This is a genomic window from Kribbella sp. NPDC056345, assembly GCF_042262745.1.
In the GTDB taxonomy this organism is placed as follows: Bacteria; Actinomycetota; Actinomycetes; order Propionibacteriales; family Kribbellaceae; genus Kribbella.
Window position 1 is genome coordinate 96,150 of the sequence record NZ_JBHJQQ010000001.1, and the last position, 25,192, is coordinate 121,341.

At 66.0% G+C, this 25,192-nt stretch carries 22 protein-coding genes; 17 read left to right on the forward strand and 5 right to left on the reverse strand.

Going from position 1 to position 25,192, the window contains the following annotated elements; all coding sequences use genetic code 11:
• Positions 1-278: 278 nt before the first annotated feature.
• The gene (locus tag ACFCV3_RS00465) at positions 279-416 is read right to left on the reverse strand and encodes a hypothetical protein (RefSeq protein ID WP_376024735.1); all 138 of its coding nucleotides are present in this window, start codon (positions 414-416) and stop codon (positions 279-281) included.
• A gap of 256 nt (positions 417-672) precedes the next feature.
• On the opposite strand from ACFCV3_RS00465, the gene ACFCV3_RS00470 reads away from it, so the two are divergent.
• On the forward strand, positions 673-1,623 hold the full coding sequence (locus ACFCV3_RS00470; protein ID WP_376024737.1) for an NAD(P)/FAD-dependent oxidoreductase: 951 nt from the start codon (positions 673-675) through the stop codon (positions 1,621-1,623).
• Here the strand turns inward: ACFCV3_RS00470 and ACFCV3_RS00475 are convergent.
• Positions 1,603-2,739, reverse strand: coding sequence for a hypothetical protein (locus ACFCV3_RS00475; protein WP_376024738.1), 1,137 nt, complete (start codon positions 2,737-2,739; stop codon positions 1,603-1,605). The genes ACFCV3_RS00470 and ACFCV3_RS00475 overlap by 21 nt on opposite strands.
• The gene (locus ACFCV3_RS00480) at positions 2,736-4,040 is read right to left on the reverse strand and encodes an MFS transporter (protein ID WP_376024739.1); all 1,305 of its coding nucleotides are present in this window, start codon (positions 4,038-4,040) and stop codon (positions 2,736-2,738) included. Before ACFCV3_RS00480 ends, ACFCV3_RS00475 begins: the two co-directional genes overlap by 4 nt.
• A 210-nt stretch (positions 4,041-4,250) precedes the next feature.
• On the opposite strand from ACFCV3_RS00480, the gene ACFCV3_RS00485 reads away from it, so the two are divergent.
• From ACFCV3_RS00485 to ACFCV3_RS00540, 12 genes are read left to right on the forward strand one after another with little or no spacing between them, the layout of a single operon-like run.
• Positions 4,251-5,432: a radical SAM protein gene (locus ACFCV3_RS00485; protein WP_376024740.1), complete on the forward strand. Its 1,182-nt coding sequence runs from the start codon at positions 4,251-4,253 to the stop codon at positions 5,430-5,432.
• A 6-nt stretch (positions 5,433-5,438) separates the two neighbouring features.
• Positions 5,439-6,431 (forward strand): Gfo/Idh/MocA family protein, encoded by a 993-nt coding sequence (locus ACFCV3_RS00490; RefSeq protein ID WP_376024741.1) that lies wholly within the window; start codon positions 5,439-5,441, stop codon positions 6,429-6,431.
• 3 nt (positions 6,432-6,434) lie between these two features.
• Positions 6,435-7,361: a PHP domain-containing protein gene (locus ACFCV3_RS00495; protein ID WP_376024742.1), complete on the forward strand. Its 927-nt coding sequence runs from the start codon at positions 6,435-6,437 to the stop codon at positions 7,359-7,361.
• Entirely contained in the window at positions 7,342-8,196 is an 855-nt protein-coding gene (locus ACFCV3_RS00500) for a sugar phosphate isomerase/epimerase family protein (protein ID WP_376024743.1), read from the forward strand. The genes ACFCV3_RS00495 and ACFCV3_RS00500 overlap by 20 nt, the downstream gene beginning before the upstream one ends.
• Before the next feature lies 1 nt (position 8,197).
• On the forward strand, positions 8,198-8,878 hold the full coding sequence (locus ACFCV3_RS00505) for an adenylate kinase family protein (protein ID WP_376024745.1): 681 nt from the start codon (positions 8,198-8,200) through the stop codon (positions 8,876-8,878).
• On the forward strand, positions 8,875-9,948 hold the full coding sequence (locus tag ACFCV3_RS00510) for a Gfo/Idh/MocA family protein (protein WP_376024747.1): 1,074 nt from the start codon (positions 8,875-8,877) through the stop codon (positions 9,946-9,948). Before ACFCV3_RS00505 ends, ACFCV3_RS00510 begins: the two co-directional genes overlap by 4 nt.
• Positions 9,945-10,565, forward strand: coding sequence for a hypothetical protein (locus ACFCV3_RS00515; protein WP_376024749.1), 621 nt, complete (start codon positions 9,945-9,947; stop codon positions 10,563-10,565). Before ACFCV3_RS00510 ends, ACFCV3_RS00515 begins: the two co-directional genes overlap by 4 nt.
• Complete coding sequence (locus ACFCV3_RS00520; RefSeq protein WP_376024750.1) at positions 10,562-11,683, forward strand: hypothetical protein; 1,122 nt, start codon at positions 10,562-10,564, stop codon at positions 11,681-11,683. The genes ACFCV3_RS00515 and ACFCV3_RS00520 overlap by 4 nt, the downstream gene beginning before the upstream one ends.
• Positions 11,680-12,813 (forward strand): GGDEF domain-containing protein, encoded by a 1,134-nt coding sequence (locus ACFCV3_RS00525; RefSeq protein ID WP_376024752.1) that lies wholly within the window; start codon positions 11,680-11,682, stop codon positions 12,811-12,813. Before ACFCV3_RS00520 ends, ACFCV3_RS00525 begins: the two co-directional genes overlap by 4 nt.
• On the forward strand, positions 12,810-14,156 hold the full coding sequence (locus tag ACFCV3_RS00530) for an HAD family hydrolase (RefSeq protein ID WP_376024754.1): 1,347 nt from the start codon (positions 12,810-12,812) through the stop codon (positions 14,154-14,156). Before ACFCV3_RS00525 ends, ACFCV3_RS00530 begins: the two co-directional genes overlap by 4 nt.
• A gap of 26 nt (positions 14,157-14,182) precedes the next feature.
• Positions 14,183-15,058, forward strand: a complete 876-nt coding sequence (locus ACFCV3_RS00535; RefSeq protein WP_376024756.1) for a carbohydrate kinase family protein — start codon at positions 14,183-14,185, stop codon at positions 15,056-15,058.
• The gene (locus ACFCV3_RS00540; RefSeq protein WP_376024757.1) at positions 15,055-15,723 is read left to right on the forward strand and encodes a hypothetical protein; all 669 of its coding nucleotides are present in this window, start codon (positions 15,055-15,057) and stop codon (positions 15,721-15,723) included. Before ACFCV3_RS00535 ends, ACFCV3_RS00540 begins: the two co-directional genes overlap by 4 nt.
• Here ACFCV3_RS00540 and ACFCV3_RS00545 read toward each other — a convergent pair.
• Entirely contained in the window at positions 15,711-16,907 is a 1,197-nt protein-coding gene (locus ACFCV3_RS00545) for a JmjC domain-containing protein (RefSeq protein WP_376024759.1), read from the reverse strand. The genes ACFCV3_RS00540 and ACFCV3_RS00545 overlap by 13 nt on opposite strands.
• Before the next feature lie 222 nt (positions 16,908-17,129).
• On the opposite strand from ACFCV3_RS00545, the gene ACFCV3_RS00550 reads away from it, so the two are divergent.
• The gene (locus ACFCV3_RS00550) at positions 17,130-17,657 is read left to right on the forward strand and encodes an RNA polymerase sigma factor (RefSeq protein ID WP_376024760.1); all 528 of its coding nucleotides are present in this window, start codon (positions 17,130-17,132) and stop codon (positions 17,655-17,657) included.
• Positions 17,654-18,823: a hypothetical protein gene (locus ACFCV3_RS00555; RefSeq protein WP_376024762.1), complete on the forward strand. Its 1,170-nt coding sequence runs from the start codon at positions 17,654-17,656 to the stop codon at positions 18,821-18,823. Before ACFCV3_RS00550 ends, ACFCV3_RS00555 begins: the two co-directional genes overlap by 4 nt.
• A 56-nt stretch (positions 18,824-18,879) precedes the next feature.
• Here the strand turns inward: ACFCV3_RS00555 and ACFCV3_RS00560 are convergent, their stop codons facing one another.
• Positions 18,880-21,864: a S8 family serine peptidase gene (locus ACFCV3_RS00560; RefSeq protein WP_376024763.1), complete on the reverse strand. Its 2,985-nt coding sequence runs from the start codon at positions 21,862-21,864 to the stop codon at positions 18,880-18,882.
• 237 nt (positions 21,865-22,101) lie between these two features.
• Between ACFCV3_RS00560 and ACFCV3_RS00565 the strand changes: the two genes are divergently transcribed.
• Positions 22,102-24,813 (forward strand): BTAD domain-containing putative transcriptional regulator, encoded by a 2,712-nt coding sequence (locus ACFCV3_RS00565; protein WP_376024765.1) that lies wholly within the window; start codon positions 22,102-22,104, stop codon positions 24,811-24,813.
• 133 nt (positions 24,814-24,946) lie between these two features.
• The gene (locus ACFCV3_RS00570) at positions 24,947-25,141 is read left to right on the forward strand and encodes a mersacidin/lichenicidin family type 2 lantibiotic (RefSeq protein WP_376024767.1); all 195 of its coding nucleotides are present in this window, start codon (positions 24,947-24,949) and stop codon (positions 25,139-25,141) included.
• Positions 25,142-25,192: the final 51 nt, after the last annotated feature.

Here is a 25,192-nt window from a genome sequence, read left to right on the forward strand (position 1 = left end):
CAGCTGCGCTGAGCGTCAGCAGCCGGTGCACATCACCACGCCGGCATCGCTCAGGTCAGTGATAGCGAGCCCACCGAGCAGCGCAAGCTCCTCGGCGGCAAGGGACGCGTCGTTGATGGTGGTCGAAGTCTCCATGTGCGACTTCCTTCCTGTTCATCACAGCCACTTGGAATCGCCCGGCTGCTCACCCTTGTGTTCGGCCCGACCGCCGAGCCCAGATCGGACCCCGGGCGGGCCTCCTGACGCGCACGCCAGAAGACCCGCTTGTCAGCTCAGCCTCAACAGGCCGAGCCGTTGCACATCGCTACGCCGGTGGAGGTGACGTCAGCAATGGCCAGGCCGCTGAGGAAGGACTCCTCATCGGCACTGAGTGTGCTGTCGCCTTCCGTTGAGACTTCCATTTCCAGATTTGGCATCGTTAGCCCTTCTGTCGGCTTGGGCAGACGTCGAGTTGTCCCGGCGCCCCTCCGGCCAGAGTCTCTCCGCGGGTCCAATGAACGTAAAGGCAGAGTCACGCTCGGTCAAGCGGCCGCCCAGCAGATTGCAGCTTGTTGCAAACACCTCGGTCCCGTTGAACCGTCACCATCGATCGAGGATCATAGGAGACATATATCGGCGACCCTTCGAATACCATTCCATGGCGCGCGGACCCGTCCGGCCGAAAGGACAGCAATGACCGACGTGGTAGTGATCGGAGATGGCGCCGCGGGTCTGGCGGCCGCCCTGCCGATGGCGAGAATGAATCTCGACGTGATGGTGATCGGCAACAACGCCCAGCGAAATGCCATGGCCACCGAGATGCATGCATACCTCGGCCACGACGGCACCGCTCCCAAGGAGTTCTACAGCTCGTCCCTCGACCAACTCGTACGCTACGAGAACGTCTCCGCGACCGTCGGTTCCGTCACGTCCGTCGACGGGAGCAACGACAGCTTCCAGGTTCACCTCGGGGCTCGATCGATCCCTGCGCGCCGAGTTCTCATTGCCACCGGAGCAGCTGACTCCCCGCCCTCGATCGAAGGTATGGCTGAGCTCTGGGGGCACGGCGTCCACCACTGCCCGGTGTGCCATGGATGGGAGCAACGCGGCAAGCCGGTCGCGGTAGTCGCGCCGGGCCCCGCCGATCTGCCGGTCGGCCTGGCCATGCGATTGACCTGGATCTGCCGTCCGGTGACGCTCTTCACCAACTCCGACCAGCCGCTCGAGGCACGGACCGCTGCCGCTGTCGGCGCTCTCGGCATCGGTGTTGTCTACGGAAATGTGCTATCGATCGAGGGTGACCGTTCGACACAAGTAATTCACACTGCACAGGGAGATTACAAGGCCAATGCCGTCTTCACCAGGGCGGCGTCACGACCGCGCTCGGCGGTGGCCGCCGCGATTGGTTGCCGAATTCTGCCGTCCGGTCATGTCGAGGTCGATTCGTCCTGGCGTTCGAGCATCGACGGAGTTTTCGCCGCCGGCGAGGTCGCCAAGAGCTTGCACGGAAATTCGGCTGGATCAAATCTCATTGCGGCGGCAGCGGCCGGCCATCATGCCGGGTTATCGATATTCGAAGATCTATGGGACTCGGACGTCCAGCGGAGAATTCGCGAATTCGGCTCACACCTCGGCCATGACTGAGTCCCCCGTCGTCAACGCCCCGAGCTCGAGTAATCGCTGCAGAAGCGACCGGGGCAGCGCTTCGCTCACCGCTCTGCCGAGCTGCCGCTCAATCTCCGATCGAGCCGCCGCCTCCAGCGATGCGGCCCCGGTGCCGGCCAGCGACCACACGAGAACGGCCGTCCACGGCACCTCGTAGTGCCGCCGGCCGTCAGACAGAATCCAGCGCTCGACGTACTTCAGCAGGTGCCACCGGTCCGCTCGCCGCACCGAGCCTCGGGACGGCGGCCCAGCCGGCGGGACCATGAGTCGCACCTCGTTGTCGAGCCAGACAGTGAGATTGGCGGTCGCCAGCAGTTGTTGCGCGGTGGCGATTCTCCGAGCGACCAGCCGGAAGGCGGCGTCACGGTCGGCCGCGCCACCCGTCAGGGCTTCGACAACGGCTCGACCCGAGGGATCATCCGCCCGCAGCACGCGACGCAGTCGTTGCACATTCCACTTCTGGCCGAAGTACAGGTCGCCGTTCGCGGTACAGAAGGCATCGACGGCGAAGTGCAGGAGGGTTGCGGCCGAGATCAGCGCACTGTCGGCATCACCGGTCGCCACGAACCCGAGCGTGTCTTCGAGAGTGTTGTTGGCAAGCAATGTGGCTCGCGTGACACGAATTCTGGCTGCTGACCGGTCAACCGTCCGGCACAGGTCGAGCAGCGCACGCAGCTGGTCGGATTCCTGAAGGACGATCGGCGTCGACGACAGTCCGCAGTACAGCTCCAGAGCCTCAGCAACCTCGTACACCTGCGTGGTCACACTCTCGGTGACGCGATAGGTCCGCAGGCTCTCGATCCGTGCTGTTGCCTCAGCCAGCGTCAGATGCTCCACATCAATGCGACCGACCCCACTGGCTCCGGTCTTCGGCGAGGGCCTCTCGAGCAACGGGCCGTCCGTCAGCAACAGCAGATCAACGTCCGACGACGTCGTGCCGAGGCCGGCCGCCAGGCTGCCGATGAGAAGAGCCGAATCGAAGGTGCCAGGCGGCAGGGAGCGCACAGCAGAGGTCGCTGCCTGACGGTGCCGCTGCAGTAAGGCCTCCCGCCATCCGGTGCTGTGCGTACCTTCTCCGGCATCCGTACTGATCACGTCGCAACAGCACCTTTCCGTTGGGCGATGGCCGAGATGCCACGGCTGCGGGCCATCGATCGGGAGAACGGCAGAACGGTGACGGCAGCAGCCCCGAAGATCAAAGCCATCGCGCCCCACCCGAGTCCCGAGTACTGCAGTGGAAGCGCGGCAAAGAGGCTTGGCGCGAGCATCGCCGAGACAGCCATCCCGGTACTGACCAGCCCTTGATACTGCCCCTGGGCCTCTTCGGGAGCGAGGTCACTGGCCAAATAGAACTGCGCTGACGCGGCAGCCAGACCACCGATCGTGTTCACGACAACGGCCACCAGCAGCAACACGGCCGCGGTCCAGGCGTTGCCGACTGCGGTCAGCGCGAACAGCGAACACGCCAACGCCAGCAGCAGACCACTGATGATGGCCGCGCGAGTAGCTCGCTCCAGTGATTTCACCCGCCTGGCCACGGGGACCTGCCCGAGCACGTGCCCGGCCGTGTTGACGACGAACGCGGCTGAGATCACCGCGGGCGACAACTCCGTCTCCGCCAACGCCCACAACGGCAGCGCAAAAGTAACGGCCCAGTTGTACATCGCCAGAACACTGAAAGCGAGTGTCAGGCCGAGGTAGGGCCGATCCTTGATCGCCTGGAGCGCGGAGGGTTGGCCGACCCGCCGCGCTCCCGCGGCGGGCGGCAGCCTCAGGTACAGCAACCCGGCGACCACGAACGACCCCGCATCAACCAGAATGGCGGCGGTGTAGGTGACGTTCGAGTGCACCGACAGCACGACCGCGGAAAGCCCGGCGCCCAGCGTCAGGCCCGTGGTCGACGCCATTCTGAGAACTGCCCGTACCTGCGTACGTTCGGCCGGATCCGGTATGACTGTCGCCACCAGCGCAGCAGCCACACCGGAGATTCCACGATCGAGACCACGGATGACGGCCGCAACCAGGGTGAACTGCCAGAAGGCTTCGACGAGCAGATAGAACGGGACCACCAGACCGGTCGCCATCAGCAGCCCGATCAGGACCACCCGGGATCCCACGCGATCTGCCAGCAGGCCGAACGGCACGCCTGACACGACACCAACAGCAGCCGCGATTCCCAGACCGGCTGCGACCTGAGCCGCCGACAGGCCTACCACCTGTGTGAAGTAGATGGCGCTCAAGGGGAGAAACAGGCCGCTGCCAACGCTGTTGACAACAATGGCGGCCGCCATTGCCCGCCCGGTCGAGCCGATCGATCCCAATCCGTGCACCGCGGCGAAGATCGTCCCGATGCGGTGCGCGACGCCTCGCCACCGCACCGGCGGACCGACAGCCATCGCCCCACTCCTTCGGTCGGCAGCCAGGTCCCGGTAACCAGGCCAACACAACGAGTAACAGATCGTATGCGATGCGTCAAGGCGGTCGCAATCGATTTGCAGCAACGTGCAGATGGGTTGCTGCCGCACTTCGGAATTGATAGCGTGAATTTCCTGCCTAATGCATCGGCATAATCATAGCCACACCTCCTGCTCGCCTCGGTTTCGCGAATGCGCCCGCCATCGATGCGCATTTCTCGCTCCGTAAAATTTGACGCGGATCAGCCGCGCCGAAACACGCCTGGGGGATATATGAAAATGCAGCCATTGATCAGCTCGACCGAACCCGCAACAGACCATCGGGGCCACGTCGTTCAGACCGTCGGCCCCGAAGGCGCCGAGATCGACGGCCGGGTGTATCAGAACTTCAACCTGGTGGAATTCGACGGCCGCCGGTTCATCTTCAGCCACCGCGCCATACTCACCCTGGTGGTGATCGCGGCCTGTAACGCCGGCTGCAAGTTCTGCTCCAACGAGATCACCTTCACACCCAGCGGCCCCTATCTGTCCTGGAACGCACGGCTGGCACGCGTCAAGGAGTTCGCGCAACTCGCCGGAGTCACCAAGATCGCGTACACGGGCGGCGAGCCGACACTGCACCCACAGAAGTTCGTCGATCTGGTCACGAACATGAGCCGCGGGTTCGCGCGTTCGCGCGCACACACGAACGGCTGGGGACTTTTCAAGCCGGTCGAGGTGCGCGGGCACACCACAGAGCTCCTCCCCGCACTCATCAATGCCGGTCTGACCGGCATCTCGATCAGCGTCGCGCATCATGATCCCGGCGTGAACCGTCAGGTGATGGCCTTGCCCCGGTCCTGGGGCGGCATGTCCGACGCCGCGTTGTCGGCGGTCGCGGAGTGCGCCTCGGATCACTTCACCCCGCGGCTGAGCTGCGTACTGACCGAAGACGGTGTCTCGTCGGTCGACGACATCATCGACTACCTCACCTGGGGACGTCGGCTCGGGTTCCGGAAATTCATCTTCCGGACCTGCTCCGAGATACCTGATGGATTCAAGAAAGCGACCGACTTCTCCGCCTACAACGACTCGAACGCGCGCTCGATCGAGCCGATCAGCCGCGAGTTCCAGGACCGCCTCGGCGCCGAGCTCGTCTACCGTCAGCGAAAGAGCGATTCGAAAGTGGACGTCTTCAAATGGGAGGACGTCACCGTGGATATCGATGAGTCCAGCGAAGAGGAAGATCCGGATCCCAAAATTCGCCGGCTCAATGTGATGCCGGACGGAGTGACCTACACCAGCTGGATATCCCCGACGTCGAACCTCTTCGACGACGAGCGGCCGATCGTTGATGAATCTATTACCAAAGAAAAACTTCGCCTGCTGAAGTGAGGCCGGATGATGGAACGTGTAGTCCTGATCGGCACCGGCGGGTTCGGGCAGTGCTGGGAGCCCGCCCTCACGACGCTGTCCGAGTATTTCCAGGTGGTCGGTGTCGTGGAGCCCGACGACGGTGAACGCGCGCGTAGTGCGAAGCTGTACCAGCTCCCGGATCCGCGGGCCGTCGCCGCGCTGCCACTTCTTGCTCGCTGGCAGCCGACCCTGGTGATCGACTCGAGTCCGTTTCGCCACCGCTTGGCCAACGCCGAGGCTGCCTTCGCCGCGGGCGCCGACTTCATCGGGGCCAAGCCTCTGGGAATCTCGCTCACCGAGGCCGAGCAGATCATCGATGCCGGCCAGTCAGCCGGTCGCAGGGTGGCTGTCGCACAGCAGATGCGGTACTTCCCTTGCTTCCTCGCTCTCCGGCGCCTCTTGCAGTCGGGTGACCTCGGGAGCATCCGCTCGGTCCGGGTCCGGATGGCGCTCGATGGCCGCGGTTGGGCCCCTGGCACCGACTGGCGCCTGGAACTTGATCAACCGCTTCTGCGTGAGGCAGCGATCCATCACTTCGATCTCCTGCGGTGGTGTCTGTCCACAGAGATGACCGTGGTTGCTTTGGCTGCCTGGAATCCACCGTGGAGCCCCTTCACCGGCGACGCGTCGGTGACCGGATTGCTCCGTACCGAGGCGGGTGCGCCGATCGTGTACGACGCAACTTTCGCTCCCGCACCAGACCAGACACCGGTGCGTTTCGATTCAGGATGGGATGTCGTCTGCGACGGCGGGCGGGTAGTGGTCCATGAGGGTGCGCTGTCAGTTGACGGGCAGCTGGTGGAGCCGACCTCCCCGCAGGCCGAGCCGGTGCCGCTCGAGATTCTGAACGAGGACCTGCTCCGGGTCTGGCTCGACTGCAAGACGGCCGATGCGGTTCCTCCGTTCTCCGGCGCTGACAATCTGCACAGCATGACGCTACTCGAGCAGGCCCTGCGACTCGCTTCGACGAAGAGGTAGCGCATGAAGATTCACGCGGACCTGCATACCCACACGACAGTGACCGACGGACGGGCAACCCCGCGAGCCGTCATCGACAGCGCGGTTGCCTCCGGGCTGTCCGCTCTGATCATCACCGATCACTCGATGGTGACGTGGAACGGTCTGGCCGACTACGCAGCGGGACGCGGCCTGGAGATGCCGTTTCCGGGCACAGAGATCAGCACCGTTCACGAAGGCCGGCGTCATCATCTGCTCCTGTACGGTCATGGACTCTGTGACCTCGATCCGGCCACGAGCGAATGGCTGCTGACCCCGATCCGCCGCAAGAACCAGATCATCGAGCTCTGCCGGCGGAAGCTGATCCAGCGTGGATTCCAGTTGCCCGATCTGGAAACGATCTGCCGTCAGGACCTTCCTGGACACGTTCCGACGCCCGAGAAGGTGCTTGCGTCGAAGACAGCTGTTGCGCTCCATCTCGCCGACAGCGCACAGATGCCGTTCGACGATGCCTATGCGCTGGTTCGCTCGGTCGACGACGAGATCGGCCGGCGTCAGGATCCCTCCATGGCCTCGGCGATCTACCTGCCGACACTGGACGTCCTCGCGCTGGCCGCCCGGTCCGGTACCGCGACGGTCCTGGCACATCCGCTCTGGCGATGTGCCACCGAGGAACAGATCGGGACGCTGATCGATGACCTGGAGATCTTCACAGCGCACGGGCTGGACGGTGTCGAGTCCCGTTCCTACCACCATCGTCACCTGGACGATCACCCCCGTCTGCTGGCTGCGCGCACCCGGCTCGGGCTGCTGCGAGGAGGCGGCTCGGACTACCACGCCAACGGCCGGACCAGTATCGGTGCGGATGGCTTGACCTGCGAGGAGTTCGAAGCATTGTCCGGCATCGTGGCCTCTCGACGGATGGAGCGTGATGGAGCCCAAGCCAACTGACCGCCTGTCCGTCAATCAGTTCATGGCGGCAGAAACCAGCTTTGCCGACCTCCTCGATTGGTCTGAACGCCGGCAGGTCACCGGGATCGGCGTTCTGCGCAGCACCGTCGACAAGTTCGGGACTGCGACTGTGCGGTCGATGCTCGCGGATCACGGTGTGACGCCGACCAGTCTGTGCGTCTTTCTGGGGCTCGTTCATCCAGAGGCGAGTGTCCGTAGGACCTTGCTGACCGATGCCGCCAAGGCGCTGGATGATGCTCGCGAGATCGGTGCGCCTCTCGTGGTCGTCGCCGGTGGACCGTCACCCGGGTTGCCGCTCGCGGAGGCGAAGGCACAGTTCGTCGATCAACTGCTTGCTCTCGACGGCTACGCTGCGGCGAACGGCGGCGAGCTGCTGCTCGAACCCTTGAATCCGGCAGCAGTCCATCTTTCCTGTCTGACCAGCCTGGCTGAATCGATCTCGGTTCTGGAGACATGCCGTGCCACTGGACTGGTGATCGACTTCTGGCACTCGTGGACCGATCCGGACCTCCATGCAGTTCTCGAAACTCACGCCAACCGGCTGTCAGTCGTCCACGTCTCGGACTGGCCTCTGGATCCGGTAGTGGCGTTCCAGCGCGAAATCCCCGGTCGCGGGCTGATCGACCTGACCAACCTCGTCGCCGCTCTGCGCCGGGCAGGCTTCGCAGGCTGGTGGGAGCTCGAAGTCTTCGCCGAGACCGAGTACACGCCGCGCGGTGACGGTGCCTTGCTGACAGCGTCCCTCGAGGGCCTGCGAACGGCACTCGCCGACACCGGGGGAACAGCATTCGTCGATTCCGAGGGAGCACACTGACATGCGCATCGTCATCATCGGTGGTCCGGCTTCCGGTAAAAGCACTCTGACCGACAAGCTCGTCGCACTGGACGGTTCGATTGCCACGTTCGGAGTACGGAGGCACTTCGCACATCTTGTCGAGTCGGAGACCGACCTCGGCCGTCGAGTCCGGCCCTGGGTCGAACGCGGCGCCTGGATTCCCGATGAGCTCGTCGTGGAAGGGCTGGCCGGCGAACTGGCCGCCCGCCTGGGTGAATCCTTCATCCTCGAAGGGATGCCGGGAAATGCCCGGCAGGCGCGGCTGCTCGACGAGTTGCTCGAGGAGCGCGGTCTGCCGCTGGATGCGGCGATCCATGTCCGGACGCCCGCAGCAACGTGTATCGACCGTGCGAGCCGCCGACTGGTCTGTCTGACTTGTGACGGCGGCTCACATCAAGTCGTGCTGACCGACGAGCGCACGTGTCGAGGCTGCGGAGGTCGTCCCACGCAACGACCGTCGGACACAGGTCCCGCGTTCCTCGAACGGATCGCGACCCACCAGGCGTTGGCGGCAGACCTCGCCGCACACTACGCCCCCGACCGAACGATCGAGGTGTCCGGCGAGTTGGCGCCCGACGAAATGCTGGCGCAGAGCATCCGTGAGTTGCGCAAGCGTGCGGATGGCAAGATGCCCGTCCCCGGAGGTGCCGGCAGATCATGACGACGCCCGCACCGATCCGGGTCGGGGTCGTCGGACTCGGGAAGATCGCACAGACTCACCATCTGCCGAACATCCGGGAGATCCCGGGACTCGAGCTCGCGTCGGTCTGCGACATCTCAGCCCAGCTCGCACGATCGATCGCCGGCCGTTATGGGCTCAGCGAGGACGCGGCGACGACGCAGGTCTCGGATCTGCTCGACGGCCGGGTGGATGCCCTGGTCGTGGCGAACCGGGATCACCTGCCGCTCGTTGCCGCAGCCAGTGCAGCCGGCCTTCCCGTCTTCGTCGAGAAGCCACTGTGCTGGAGCACTCTCGAAGCACAGCAACTGCTGTCCATCGAGGCATCCACCGGCGTGCCAGTCGTCGTCGGCTATATGAAGCGCTACGACGCCGCGGTCGAACGGGTGGCGAGCGCCCTCGACGACGGCAACCCACCGCTGTGGGTGCGGTCGCACAACTTCGCCGGCGGCCGGCATCGCACCGAGCGGCTCTATCAGATCGACAAACCTGAGCCTCCCGGCGACGGGATGTCGGAGAACGACTCGATCAACGCGGTGGTCACCGCCGCCGTCGGTCCGGATCCTTCGCGCGTCGAGGTGTACCGCTTGCTCGCCGAGCTCGGCATTCACCACTTCAACCTGCTGGCAGCATGGTTCGGTCCACTCACCGTGACCACAGCCGGCGCACAGCTGACCGAGGCCGGCTGGTGCGTCACCGTCGGATTCAGAGCGGGTCGTGTCCAGGGTGTGTTCGAGATCTTGCCGGACTTTCTCGGTGCCCGGGAGTGGGACGAACGGATCTCGTTGTATCGCCCGGGCTCCTTGACCGAGCTGGTCTTCGGAACACCCTTCGTTCGGAACGAACCAACCATCATCTGCGAGCGTGGGTCCGACGCCGGTGATGCCGTGTTCACCGAGACCCTCGTATCGCGCGAGAGTGCGTTCAAGCGTGAACTGCAGCACTTCCTCGAAGTCGTGCTGGACAAGGTCCCGGCGAGGACTTCTGTTCGGGAGGCCGTCAGAGATCTCACCTTCATCGACGAGGTGATGACCAAGCTGGTGATCACGTGATCGGCCCGGCACACGCCTTGCGTGGCGACAAATGTCGCCGGCTGGCGCAGGCCCTCACCGAAGGCCTGCATCGTCCCAGCGCCGCCTGGTTCTCTGCTCCCCCTGGAGAGCAGATCACTCTTGCCACTGCCGCGGCAGCGGTCTTCCTCGCTCTCGGACCGAAGGGGCGCGCTCAGCTGCTGCAGACGCCTGGGCAGGGGCAGTTCACCAAGGCTTTCATGCTGGATCCTGGGCTGTTGCCAGTGCTTCTGGCGTTCACCGACGAACGCACCGGCAACGAAGTCTGGCACCGTTATCGATGGCAGCGATCCGACGGGGACCATCTCACCGCTGAGTACACCAAAGTGGAACGCGCACAGCGTTCGGTGTCGCTCACCGCGAGATCCTGCACCACTGCACGGGCGAGCGTTGACGATGTCAACGCGATCGAACGCGAACTGCCGCTGGACGCTGGGCGTCATTGGTGGGAGCAGCCAGAGCTCGTTCGAAGCACAGACCGGCCGGCAAGCTCCAGCGTCGCCGCCAGTGCGACCCGGATCGGAACCTTCTGCGAGAGCATCGGCTCTTTACTGCTCGCCCGCCTGACGTTCGAGTCGGTGGGGCGGACCGAGCGATGACCCGTTCGACTGGCGTTCAGCAGCGCACAGATCTCCTGAGCATCGAGGAGACAGACCTCACGATGATGCGTGCGGACCGCTGGCGGCTTGAAGCGGGCGAACGCCGCCTGGCTCAACTCCTGCAGAGCTCCGGAACCATCGGCACCGTGACAATCTTCCTCGTCGACGTGGACGGATCAATGACGGTTCGGCGTCTTGGCGTCGGTCCGAAGCTCGAGCTGCTCGACTCGGTCCGGCGAACGACCCGCCATGTGCTCGGCGAGGGCGTTCTGACGATCGACGGTGGCCAGCGGGACAAGACCTACGTGATCCTCTCCGGACTTGATCCAGCCGCCTCGCTGACGGCGGCTGAGCGTCTCTGCGGAGCCATTGCTGCAACCCCGCTCGTCCTGGGCCACAGCAAGCGTCCAGTGCCTATCACAGTCAGCATCGGTGTCGCGGTACTGAGCGGTCAGCTGGAGGCATTCGATTGCATGGAACGCGCGCGCGATGCACTGGTGGAGGCCAAGAAGCATCGCAACTGCGCGCGGATCGTCGAATGCCCGGGCAGGCCATGGGATCGCGGCACTACCGGTTGGATACGCCGCGGCATGGATCTACTCGGTGAGAAGCACGGACCGATCTGGCACTGGACCGTGACCAGATGTCCGCAACCAGCTGAGGCCTTGGGGCGGCTCGCACAGGTCGCCGCCGATCAGCGCATACCTGCGCCTGCGCAGGTCATGTTTCAGCTGATGGCCAGCAGCGCGATCGCGGAGGGCACTGCCGAAGCTTGGCGCGGTGAGCAATGCCCTACGACCCTGATGGGCTTCGATCATTGCCCGGAAGAAGACGAGTGGGACCTTGTGGTCCCCGTGTTGCCGGCGAGGTGGATCGCCTTAAGACGTGGCGGGACGTCCGGTCCCGTTCCCGAATCGGCTGCCGCAATGGTCAGGGCAGCAGTCTGGGGGGCGTCCGACGACCCACCCGTTCCACCGGCACAAGAGATTCAGCTCGGCCCATGGGGCGCTCAGGTTCTGGAGAAGCTTGCCGGCAGCACGAGACGCGGCAGGGACTCGTTGATCGCTGAGGCCATCGACCTCGGGCGTCGTCATCAGGAGATCTGGAGCACACCATGAAGGCAATCGCTGCGGCCGAAACACGAGAGAAGAACATCGAGCGCATTCTCCGCGACACAGTTCGGCTGCGCGAAGGATTGGCGATCGCCGGTGCAGTCCTCGCCGATGACAGCTGCAGATACCCGGTCAGCGTCGTGATGATCGATCTGGACGGTTCCGCGGTGGTACGACGAGAGGGTATCGAGGCCAAGGTCGAGCTGGTCGGCATGGCGCGAGAGCGGATGATCAGCGTCCTGCCTGCCGGTGCGGCGGTCGCGGACAGCGGCACCCGCGATGAAACCTACGTCCTGCTGCCCGGATATGGGCACCAGGACGGCGAAGAAGTCTCCGAACGACTTCGGACGGCGATCTGCGAGCTTCCGTTCGCCATTTCCAGCTTGGCCGAGCAGGTGCCCATTACCGCGAGCGTCGGCTACACCGTGGCCACCGAACGGACCACGATGCGCGAACTGATCACGATGGCACGCGAGGCACAGTTCGCCGCGAAGCAACGGCGAAACTGCGTCCGGGCTGCGAGCAAGTCATCCGCTACGGAGCGATTCATGGTGCCGTCCGCTGCTGCTGCCGGTCTGAAGCGCGCAGGACTCGACTGGGATGACGTCGGCACGGTAGGCCTCGACCTGTTGGAGGAGAAGATGGGGGGCCTGTGGCACTGGTGCGTGGAACAGGCAGGTCCCGACGGCCGGCCGACGACATGGAGCGCGATCAGCACCCAAGGAGTCGACAGTGCCGAAGCGGAGTGGTTCCGGCGTCTTCACGACAGCGTGCGTCTCGAGGCACTGGTTGCCGGCACCCGCGCCACCGCGGGTCGATACCGGTTCGAGGTTCACGATGTGCCGCCTCAGGACGACATCCTGGCTGCCGAGTACCGCCCCTCTGAGTGGGTCTGGGCGGTTGCGGACGACGATGCCGATGCGGCGCCCCCTACCGCTGTCATCGATCAGATCTCCCGTGCGCGCTGGGCGGCTGCCGGCTTGTCAGGTGGTGAAGGAGTGGTCGTCGAGGTGGATTGGTCGCCGTCACGCAGCCATAGGTTGAACAAGCTGCAAACCAAACATGCCCTCTCGGCAACGGCGCTCTTCACCGAAGCAACGATTCTCGTCACCGATCGGGCGACGGTGGTCGGATGACGGACAGCCGAGCGGCATCGGACCGGCCCTGGCTCGTCTTCGACATCGACGACACACTCGTCGACACCTTCGGAACCAGCGTTCGCAAATGCGCAACCGTTGCTCGTCGTTTGAACCTCACGCCACCAACTGCCCAGCAGATGGCACAGGACTACGGGCGGGTGGACTTCCGGGCCTGTGTGACGCGGTGGCACCCGACCGTCGACTTCGCCACCTACGCAGCCACTTACGATTCCCTTGTCACAGAGGTACCGGCCGAACCTCTCGGCGACTTCGCCGGCTTGCTCACGGCCGCACGCGGTGCAGGCTTCGGCGTCGGCATCCTGAGTAACGGGCCCAGCCGAAAGACCGCGCGCAAACTGTCCGCTCTCGGAGTCGGTCCGGGCGACCTCGACTTCGTCGTCGACGCCGGCACCGCGACAGAACCCAAACCTGCGCGCCAGGCGTTCGAGGCCCTCTTCGATCTGTACGGCGTGAATCCTCGGTCCTGCTGGTATGTCTCAGACAGTCCCGAGGATTGGCAAGGTGCAGCCGAAGCGGGCTACCGAACCGTAGCGGTACCGCGCGCGACGGTCTTCACCAGGCCGGGCCCGGTGGCCAACCTGACCGTTCCCGGGATCGACGCACTGCGCGACCTGCTCAGTGTGCTCTGCTGCCCTGCACCGTCCGCATCCCATCGGCTCCCGCAGGCCTGGAGCTTCGACGCCGGGTTCACCCTGATCGAGCACCTCCTTTCCCCAGCCGAGCTGATCGCGACCGAATGCCGTACCTGGGGGGTCAGTGCCGAACCCGACCGTATCGAGGCAAGTCTCTCGCAGTGGAGTCACCTGCTGGACCGGACGGAGGTGCTCTGGGCCTGCGATCGATCGATCGACGAAGGACTGAGTCACTTCTACAGGCTTGTCCTGCTCAGTCTGGGCGTTGCCGATTCCTCAGCTGCGGCAGCGATCATCAAGCGCTATACATCACCAACGAACTGGCGGCTGCGGCCAGGCGCGGACACCCTGGTCAGTCGCATCGCCGCTGCCGGATACCGCCTGGGCGTGCTGGCCAACTGGCAGTCGAGTCTTGGTACGGTCCTCGACCACGTCGGACTGCGCGGCAACTTCGACGCCGTCGTCGCCTCGGCACAAGCCGGCGCCGGAAAACCGTCGCCCGCGGCCTTCAGCCATCTGGCATCAAGTCTGGGCATCGAAGCTCAGGCGATGGTCCACGTCGGTGACGATCCCAGGAGCGACGTCGCTGGAGCGATAGCCGCAGGTGCGAGAGCTGTCTGGGCGCCCGCCGATCTGTCCGAGGAGGGATGGTGCAGAACAGTGCTGACCGCGACTGGCCGTCCCTGACGAGTTCGGGAACAACAGGCCATGACGTGACGGTGTATGGCGAAACCGCCCTGCATGTGGTGACATCTGCGAGGCCCAGCGGCGATGTTGCCTTCGGCAAGGTCGCAGTGACCGTCGGAGGGCCGGCCGCGGTCGTCGCCGCGCAGCTGGCCCACCTGGGCAATCGACCTGCCTTGGTCTCCCAGGTCGGGGCCGATCCGGAGGGAGCGTTCATCCTCGACGCACTCCAACAGAGCGGGGTCGATTGTGGCTCGATCAATCGAGCCGGCCGAACAGGGCGGATCGTCGCGGCAGTCGAAGACGGCGCGGTCGAGCTCGCGGTCGACATGACCGGCGCAGCCGGCGTGATCACAGCGGAGAATCTGAGTCTGCCGGCGACCGACCTGGTGTACGTCACCGGATTTCCATCACTCGTGCCTGTCGTCCAGCACCTCGCAGCCAACGGACACCGGCTCACGGTCGATCTCGGATTCATACCTCTCCTCCATGATCCGCCGGCCCTGATGAAACACGTCGAACAACTCGCGCCCGCCATCGATGTCGCGATCATCAGCGGTGCGCAACTGAATCCTGCGGACCGCCGCCGGCTCACCGAGATCTGTTTCGATGCCGGCGCATCAGTGGTGCTGATGACGCTTGCCGAAGCCGGCGTGCAGGTCCGGACCCGTGACCAGTCCGCGGCGCTCCCCGCCGTACCGGTGCAGCTCGTCGACCCGCTCTGTGCCGGCGATGCTTTCGTCGGAGGCTTTCTGAGCGCACGGGCTCGTGGCGAGCATGTTTTCGACGCCGCTGCTTATGGCCAGCTTGTTGCCGCGGCCAAAGTCAGTCGATTCGGGGTACTGCCGAGCGCGAAGGATGTCCAAGGTCTTCAGGGAGACACGCTGGAGGAAACAAAGGCATGACTGAATGGCACGACAGAACCGTCGATGGTGCGGGGCGGGTGGTCATCACCTCGCGCAGCCGGCTCTGGGTTCTCCGCCGGCTGGCCTGCGATCTGCATCGCAGGTTCTACCACGACATCGGTATGGAGGCACATTCGTTGCCTGGCGAGGTCCTCGCACTGCGCACCCCGTATTGCCAGCAAGGCGATCGTGACCTGGGCGTTCTGGAGATTCCCGCTGGAGTGGATGGGCCTGTCGCGCAATGCTGGACCGACTTCCTGCGGCACCAGTGCACCGTACTCGAGACCACTGCCTGGCTGACCCGCCGACATCTGGGATGCTTCCACAGGCGAGGGAAGGCCCGCTTCGACCTGGCCTACGCGATCGCGGTCGAACTGCTCCACCTCCGGGCAGCTGAGTCGGGAACGATCCAGATGGTCAGTTCCGCGGCGCAACTGCCCGCGGAACTGACTTGGTGGTGGGACGAGCAGGGCTGGGGTCTTGCCGCGGACAAGCCATCGCGGTTCATCGCCGTCTCGGACAGCATCCAGATATTCGGGCTCCTGGGTACCGATGGCGTTGTCGCAGGCACCGAAGGACCAATTGATGTCGCCGCGGGCTGGCAGAGCGGTGCATCTCTGGCTGGTCTGGCACGCGCCCTGATCGGAGCAGGTCAAGTCCTTTGAAGCAGGCCCGAAACAATGAGAACCCGGAGCAATTGAAGCGCGTCACTGCGACTCAATCCCAGCTCCTCGAGCTCCGCCCCGGAAATCGCCGGAGCTTCCAGCGATTTCCGTATTGCCGGCGTAAGCACTGCCGGCAGATCGATGGCTTGGGCCCCGAAGCTGAGCTGAACATTGCTGCCCGAGGTCACAATTCTATGCGCAATACCGGGTGTACGGCTGAGCGAAACCGAACGGTTCAGGTCACGTAAGGTCTCGTACTGAGCGATGACGCGCACCGGACCATCGAGCTCTGCTTCGATCTGGAACTGCCGGGCTCCCTGCAGATCCTCGAGGCTCGACTCGAGGGTTCTGATCAGATCTTCTGTCTCCGCTGCCCCACCCCCGGGCCGGGCATGACCACCCCGTACGCCGAGACGGCCGAACTGAGGGAGCAGCGATTCGGCGAACTCGGCTTCACTTGTGTCAAGGATCGAGAATGTCAGGTGACAGGACACCTCCCCCTCCGTGTTCGCCGCGTGGATGGAACCGCGGCGGACATAGAGACAGTCGCCGGCCTCGAGCACCAGCTCCGCGGCAGGCTCTGCACTCGAGCGCCGTTCGCGTTCCGAAGGGGAAAGCATCGGCCAGGTCCGGTAGCGGCTGGCCGCCGCCTCGCTGTCCGGAAAGATGTGCCAGCGCTTGGTCCCGTGCACCTGGACCACCAGTACGTCGTGTTCGTCGAAATGCGGCCGGAGCCCTTGCGACGCGCGTGGGGTGACGTAACTGTTGCATTGCACCCTGAACCCCAGCTCCGCAGCCAGGGCGCGGGCAACCTCGCGGATCGGCTCGTGGCATTGCTCCAGGTAGTTGACGATCATCGTGTGACCGTCCTGGAAGTGGCTCAGGACACGTCGGGTGTCGACCGGCCGTACTGCCGTGCCCCCACCGGAAAGCGGCGTCCGGCTGAAGGCGTCAGCTGGGACTTCCCGGCCGTCCTTGACCAATTGCACGGCCGGGTGCCGAATCAGTCCGGTGGCCAACAGCTCATCGACAACAGCAAGCGAGAAAAGGCCCTCGACAGAGCCGGCTGCCCCAGCTTTCCAGAAATACCACGGCCGCCGACCGAAGACATCCTCCCGGAACTCGCCGAGGAAAGGAATCACGGGACTTGTGCGTACATTCGGTTTGTCAATTTCAGCAACCACGTCAAGCCTCCAGCACAGAGAATCCGGAAGACCAGTTCCTCAACTCACCGACGCTCTATGATATTCGCACCGCGCTTCACATTAACAACAACAGACTGCAACCACAATATGACTGCACGTTCATGCAATCTCACCCGGCGCCCTTGACCCGCGGCCGGAGCGACTGCGTGGATCGTGCAGCGTTTCGGGCGGACGGGCGTCTCTGGGGGTGTGACGAATCAAATGGTGAGCATCAGCGGCCCTGTCCGGGCCCTGGCGCGTGATGACGCGCAGACCGCCGTGTCGGCGCTCTATCAGCAGCACTGGGCAGGGCTCGTCCGCCTGGCCGTGCTGGTGATGGACGACCGGCAGGCGGCGGAGGACGTCGTGCAGGAGGTTTTCGCCGACCTGTACCGGCACTGGCCGTTGAAAGACCAGGCAGCGGTGCTGGGCTACCTGCGGACCGCGGTCCTCAACCGCAGCCGCTCGGTCCTGCGCCGCCGCCGGGTCGCACGGCTGTACATCCCACCCCACCAGGCCCCCAACGCCTCCGCCGAGAGCGACGTCGTCCTCGGCGAGGAGCGGCTCCAGGTGCAACGGGCACTGCAGGCCCTGCCCACCCGGACCCGCGAGGTTCTGGTGCTCCGCTTCTACCTCGATCTCCCGTTCGCCGAGATCGCCCAGCTCCTGGGCATCGGCGAGTCCAGCGCCCGCTCGAACGCCTCCCGCGGCCTCGCGACGCTGACCGACCGCTTGAAGGACATCCGATGAACGACACCGAATCCCGCCTCCGCGACTACCTCGACACCAAGGCTGCCACCGTCCCCGGCACCGCCCAGGGCCCCGGCCTCCTGACCGACACCTCGCCCCGCCGCCCGATCTGGCCAATCCTCGCCACCGCTGCCTCAGTAGCCGCCGTACTGGCCCTGACCGTCACCGTCCTGACCCACGTGGGCGCCGACAAGGCGGAACCCGCCGGCAAACCAGCTCCGCTGACGAGTGACGTGCCGCAGGTGCCGTTCACCATCATCGATGCCAAGCACAACCGGACGGTGTACGACGGCAGCCAGAAGGTCGCGGCTCCCCCGGAACTGCACGGATTCAGCGCCCGCGTCGACGGCGGCTGGATCGCCAGGTACTACAAGATGTCCAAGAGCAAGACCGACCCCGACGTGACGGACAGCTCGATCGGGATCCTGCAGCCGGACGGCAAGTACCGCGCGGTGAGTACTCCTTGGGCCGACACCCCCGTCGTCTCGCCCGACCACAAGCAGATCGCCTTCGTCGGCCGCGCCAAGCGCGGCGACGAGAAGAACAACTGGCTGGCCGTCGTCGATGCCCGGACCGGTACCGAGGTCGCGAGGGTCTCGCTACCGGACGTCACACCCGTCCTGAGCGGCTGGAACCGCAGCGGCATCTGGATCTCGTCCGGTGGATTCAACAAGTCGGGGCTCGCCGTCTGGCGGCCGGGCGACTCGACTGTCACGCGGGTGCGGATGCCCGCCGGATTCGGAGCGATAGAGGTGAACCCGGCCGACGACACGATCGCGTTCGGTACCACCACCGGAGCCAAGCGCTGCCTTCAGGCCGCTGCGGTGCGGGATGGCAAGCTCGACGTCCTGCAGGAGTACTGCGACCGCGGCCCGGTCGCGATCTACCCGGTCCTGTCGACCGATGGAAAGACCATGCTGCACAGCGCGGACAACCTCGCCGTCGACGTCGCCACGGGAAAGACCACCAAACTGAAACTGCCGCATCCGATCATCGTCTACCCCAAGCCGATGTTCGAAGACGCGACCAAGGTGCTGGTCGTCACCCAGGCCGCGGGCAATGACGCCAACGCGCAGAGCCTGTACCGCTGCGATGTCACCAGCGGTGAGTGCAAGCTGGTCCGGACCGAGAAGAAGGGCAACCAGATCGTCCTCGCCCAGCCCTGAGGATGACGAAAGGGCGGTCCCACCGTGGTGGTGGGACCGCCCTTTGTTTGTTCGTCCTAGCTGTCTACGCGGAGGACGGTTGAGCCGGTGCCGGCTCCGCCGTCGGTGTAGGTGAGCTGGCCCAGGTAGCGGGTGCCTGCCGTGAGGCCGGTCCAGTTCGCGGTGACCGTGGCCTGGGCGGCGGTGGTTACCGCTTGGGCGGCCGGGGTGACCGTGAGGTTGGGCTCGGCTGTGGTGAGGGCCCAGTGGTTGAGCTTCACGGTCTGGTTGTCGGCTCCGGCGAAGTAGTCCAGGTACACGTCGTACGAGCCGGCCGCCGGGGCAACCAGGTTCGCCTCCTCCTCGGACGATCCGCCACCACTGTTCGCCAGCACGGCCGTCGTACCGGCCTTGTAGACGTAGATGTCGACATCCGTGGCCGCCGGGTAGTCCGCGTCGAACGTCGAGAACCGGGCGTACTTCGTGCCGGCCGGGATGTTCACCGTGATCTTCGCGACGTGGTCGTTGACCTGCGGGTTAGTCGTCGGGAACGACACCCCGCCCGCCTTCTTGATGACGGCCTCGCCGACCGTCGCCGCGGTCAGGCCGACCGAGGTGGTGTTCAGCGTGCCGGTGTAGCCGGCCGTGATCGGCACCTGCACCGAACCGCTCACACCAGTGCCGTTGACCTGCACCGGCGCCTTCACGGTCAACGGCTTGACCGCCAGCGTGCTCGACACCGAGTGGAACGCCGACTTCCAGGTCAGCGTGCCGAACGAGTACTGCTCGAGCGGCGCACCGGCGTTCTCGATGGTGACCTTGTACGTCGCAGTCTTGCCGGGCAGCGTGATCAGCATCTTCGGCGACACCGTCACCTTGAGGCCGGTCACCCCCTCGACCTTCGGGAAGTAGACCTCGGGCAGCTTGCTGACGCTCTTCACGGTCCGCGTGATGGTCTGCTTACCGGCCAGGTCGCCGATCGCCATCGTCGGGTAGTTCAGGTCGCTCGGGTCGATCTTGCCGCCCGCGCACAGCTCGTGCGTGGCCGCCACCTCGCCGGCGCCGCAGACGAACTTGGCCCAGTCGGTGTAGGTCGAGTCGTAGACCAGGCCCGGGTCCAGGGCCTTCTTCGGCTGGACCTGACCGGCGCCGTACCCGAACGGGGTGGCCGCCGTACCGGAGTCGTTCTGGATCGGCTTGCCGGAGGTGTCCTTGGCGGTCGCCGTGGTCGCGAGCGCCGACTTGATCGCCATCGGCGACCAGTCCGGGTGCTTGCTCTTCAGGACGGCCGCGATACCGGCGACGTGCGGCGTCGACATCGACGTACCGCTCATGAACGCGTACTCGCCACCGGCCGCGCTGAACGCGGTCGTCGCGGCCAGCACATTGGTGCCCGGAGCCATCATGTCCGGCTTCAGCAGGTCGCCGTTACCGGCCGGGGACGGGCCACGGCTGGAGGAGGCGGCCACCTTCGGTGCCACCACCTTGACCGGCGTACCGGCGCTGATCGTCGCGGTCGGCGTCGCCGTACCGCTCACGTAGGCCTTGACGCCCGGGGTGGCCTTGTCGTCCAGGTGGACCGACGGGACCGTGTGCAGGTCGGAGTCCAGGGTGCCCGGGACGATGTTGACCAGGATCATGCCGACGCCGCCGGCTGCCTTCACCTGGGCGCTCTTGTCGACCCGGGCGTTGACGCCGCGGTCGCAGACGACGATCTTGCCGGTCACCTTGGCCGGGTCGAGCGTGCCGGCCTGGCAGAGCACCAGGTTGGCCGGGTTCGCACCGGCGAGGCCGGCGTCCTTGGCCAGGATGACCGGGGAGCTCGCGACACCCGCGCCGATACCGGCGCCGGTGTACTTGCTGCCGTCGCCGAACGTGACGGTGGTCTGGATGTCCCGGTCATGGGTGCCGTTGGCAACGGTCGTCACCCACGGGTAGGTCTTGCCGACCGTGGAAGCGCCCGGGCCGGTGTTACCGGCGCTGACCGCGACGAACACGCCCGCCTTGGCGGCGCGCAGGAAGGCCAGACCGGTCGCGTTCACGTACGTCGAACCGGTGCCGGAGATCGAGTAGTTGATCACGTCCACGCCGTCGGCGACCGCGGTGTCGATCGCGGCGATGATGTCCGCGTCGGTACCGGAACCGCCACCGGTGGCGTCCACCGCCCAGAGGGCCTTGTAGATCGCGAGCCGGGCCTGCGGCGCCATCCCGGAGCCCTTGCCGTAGTCGCGGCCCATCACGGTCATGTCGACGCCGTAGTTGCCGCCCGCGGTGCTCGCGGTGTGCGTGCCGTGGCCGCCGAAGTCCCGCGGCGACTTGAACTCGTCCGCGATCGGGCGGCTGCCGATGCCCTTGTCGAAGTAGCGGGCGCCGATCACCTTGTTGTTACAGGTGACGAGCGGGGCCTCCTCGCCGGCCTGGCAGGTGCCCTTCCACTTCTTCGCGATCAGCGCGTCGGACGCCTTGCTGGTCTTGATCGGCGCGAAGCTCGGCCGCTCCGGGACGAAACCGGAGTCGATGACACCGATGATCACGCCGTCGCCGGCCTTGTCGATTCCACCGGCCTGCTGCCAGGCGCCACCCTTGCCGGACATCCCGAGGAAGCGCGGCGTGTCGACGGTGTCCTGGTGCTGCAGCTCACTGGGCTCGACGCTCTTCACACCGGACGACTTCGCCAGCTTCACGGCGTCGTCGTACGACATCTCGGCGGAGAAGCCGGAGTACGTGTAGTTGTAGTCGTAGAGCTTCTTGGCGTCCGGCGTGACCTTGAGGACCTGGTCACGCTCACGCGTCAGGTGCTGGACGTAGCCGACGACCGGAGCAGCGCTCTTGAGCAGCTTGCCGCCGGCCGCGACCCGGGTGGCGGGCAGACCGGCGATGTCACCGTCGTACTCGGCCACGGGCGCGTCGTCGAGCTGGACGACGTACGAGCCGGTCACCGACTCCTTCACCAGCGGGTCCGGCAAGGACGGCGAGTCGGCTGCCTGGGCGTGAACCAGGGGCAGCCCGGCCAGGGACGCGGCGAGCGCGCTGACCAGAATGATCGGGGTACGGCGGGACAAGGGGGTCCTCCAGGACGGTGAGGGCTCGTGACTGACCGGCGCTGGGGGCGAGCAGCGGTACGGGGCCCTGAGTATGCCGCCGGATCCTGGACGGTGTCACGCCCGGCACGGACATGTCATCCCACCGCAAGGGAAAACCCCGATGCCGTCGGCGGTCGGCGAAGGACCCTTTCAGCAACTGTCGAAAGGGTATTTTTCTGGAGGCGGGCCGGTTTCATCGGAGGGAGGGAGGGATGCATGATTCGAATTCTCGGGTCCTTGGAGATACGGCAGAACGACGACTGGCGGCCACTGACGGCAGCCAAGCCGAGGCAGTTACTGGCGGCTCTGATCTGCCGGTCGGGCTCGGCCGTGTCGGTCGAGCGGCTCTTGGACGAAGTGTGGGGTGAGCATCCACCTGCCACCGCTCGGCAACTTCTGCACGGATACGTGGCGACGCTGCGCCGGATGCTGGGCGACACCGACGGCGTCGCACTGGTCACCACACCTTCCGGGTACGAGTTGGTCGTCGGCCCCGGCGGGCTCGACTCGCTGAGGTTCCTGGATCTCGTCGCAACCGGCGGTCGCCTGCTGCGTGAGGAACAGTTCGAGCACGCTTCGGCGACCTTCGCGGAGGCGATCGCGTGCTGGCGAGGTGACGGGGCGCTGGCCGGGGTGACGGCGACGCTCGCGGTCATGGCCGAGCGCGACCGGCTGGAAGCGGCGCTGCTGGCCGCTCACGAGGGCCGGGTGGAAGCAGAGCTCGGCTGCCGACGCCATCGCGAGATCCTGCCGGCCCTCGACAGGCTCGTTCGGGAGCATCCGCTCCGCGAAGAGTTCCGTCGCCAGCAGATGCTCGCGCTCTACCGCTCCGGCCGGCAGGCCGACGCGCTGGCGGCCTACCAGGACCTTCGCCGGAAACTCGTCGAGGCCCTCGGAATCGAGCCCGGTACGCCGGTCCAGCAGTTGCACCGGGAGATCCTCGACGGAACCGGCTCGCAGCCGGCCCACGCGACACCGTGGCAACTCCCGCCGGACCTGTTGTACTTCACCGGCCGAGCCGACGAGCTCGCTCTGCTGGGCGCGAGATTGACCAGCGGTCCGGCACCGGTGGTCGCGATCAGCGGTCCCGGCGGCATCGGCAAGTCTGCTCTCGCGATCCATGCCGCCCACGCGGTCGCCCGCGCGTTTCCCGACGGCGTCCTGTACGTCGACCTGCACGGCGCGACCCCTGGCCTGTCCCCGCTCGAACCGCAGGCGGTGCTGGCCAGATTCTTCCGCGCTCTCGGTCTCTCCGCCGAGCAGATTCCGGACAATCGTGACGAAGCGGTCGCGCTGTTCCGCTCGAAGCTCGCCGGCCGGCGGCTGCTCGTCGTACTGGACAATGCGATAGCTGCCGATCAGGTTCGATCACTGGTACCCGCGACCGGCGAGTCGGCCGCGATCATCACCTGTCGCGAGTTCCCGGCGGCGCTCGACAGTGCCACGCACCTTCCGCTGAGCGGTCTCAGTGAGCAGGACGCGATCGGTCAGCTGACCGCGTTGGTCGGTGCCGACCGAGTCATTCGCGAGCGGGAAGCGGCCGCCGAACTCGTCCGGTTGTGTGGCCACCTCCCGTTGGCCATCCGGATCGCGGGTGCCCGGCTGGCCCGCCGGGCCGGTTGGGCGCTGCAGACGATGGTCGATCGGCTCACCGACGAGCGGCATCGGCTGGACGAACTGGCGTCGGAGAATCTCGCCGTACGGTCCAGTTTCGACGTGAGCTACTCCTCACTGGCCGACAGCCTCGACGTGCGGGATCTGGCCGCCGCACGGCTGTTCCGGTTACTCGGTCTGCTCGACGGAGGCGACTTGAGTCTGCCGCTGGCCGTCGTACTGGATGGGCGAACGCCGGCCGAGGTGGACAGGTCGATCCAGCGATTGGTCGACGGGCAGTTGCTGTCTTCGACTGCCCCGGGGCGATACGCCCTGCATGATCTGCTCCGGCTGTTCGCCCGCGAGCTCGCCGAGCAGTTCGAGGATTCGACCGACCGGGTAGCCGCCCGGAGACGGGTCGCGGGCTGGTATGTGGCGACCGCGCGATTGGCCGGCCAGCTGGCGGCTCCGGAGGATCCGCGGTGTGCAGGGGACACCACCGGGGCCCTCTCGTTGTCCGGCGACCGGCAAGGACAGCAGTGGCTGGAGAGCGAGCGGCCGAATCTGCTCGCGGTGGCACGCGGCGCGGCCGGCGAGCCGGAGTTCGCCTGGGTCACCATCGAACTCGCCACGATCCTGCGGAATCTCCTCGACATCAACGGTCTGTGGGACGACATGGCGGAGCTGGCCGACTGGTCCTGGACCGCGGCCCGAACCGTCGGTGACCGGAGTGCCGAAGCTCGTGCCCTCAACGACCATGGTGGCGCGAACATCCGGCGCCGCCGCTACGACGAGGCCGCCCGCCAGCTGCACCGGGCCCTCGCCATCCGGACCGCGCTCCGCGACGAATCCGGACAGGCGGCCACGGTGGGCAACCTCGGCCTCGTCTACCGGCACCTCGGTCGACACGACAAGGCGATCGGCTACCTCGAGAACGCCCTCGAACTCCGCCGTCGGCTGGGGGACCGGACGGGTGTCGTGCGCACGCTCGACAATCTCGGCCTCGTTCTCGGGGACGCGGCACAGCCGAGCCGCCGGATCACCTGCCACGAGGCCGCGTTGTCGCTGGTCCGGCAACTCGGCGACCAGCGCCTCGAGGGGCTGGTGCTGAGCAACCTGGCCGATGCCTACCGGGCCGGCGGCTCGCATGCCCGCGCCATCACCACCGCTCGGGAAGGTCTGCGCATCTGTCGTGAGCAGCGCCATCGGGCCGGCGAAGCGGAGGCGTTGCGCGCCCTCGGAACGACGCACCTGGCCCTCGGCGACCGGTCGAAGGCGGACGAGTACCTGCTGGCCGCCCTCCGGATCGACGAGAGCTTCAAGGATCCGCAATGACCCGGCCAGACGCTTCCACAGACCGGTTCCAGCGTCGCTGCAGCCGGACTCCAGTGCGGCTCCAGCCCTGCTGCCTACCGTGACTCGGCGAGTCCGGCGACCGCCGGGCCGTGCCGAGATACGGAGGTTCCCCATGCCGACCCTCGAAGTGATCAACGCCTGGACCGACTTGGACGTTCGCGCGGCGCTGTCGGAGGCCGAGCTCGCCCAGGTGCCGGTCCACCCGGCAGGCGATCTGGACGAGGAACTGCGTCAGTTGCTGCCGGAGAACTCCGGTGCGACCACGCACTGCACGCAATGGAGCGGCAGGCCGGTCTGCTGCTGCTGATCTCGTTCGAGGTCCGGGCCGGATGCTGTCACGTCCGGCCCGGACGCCGGT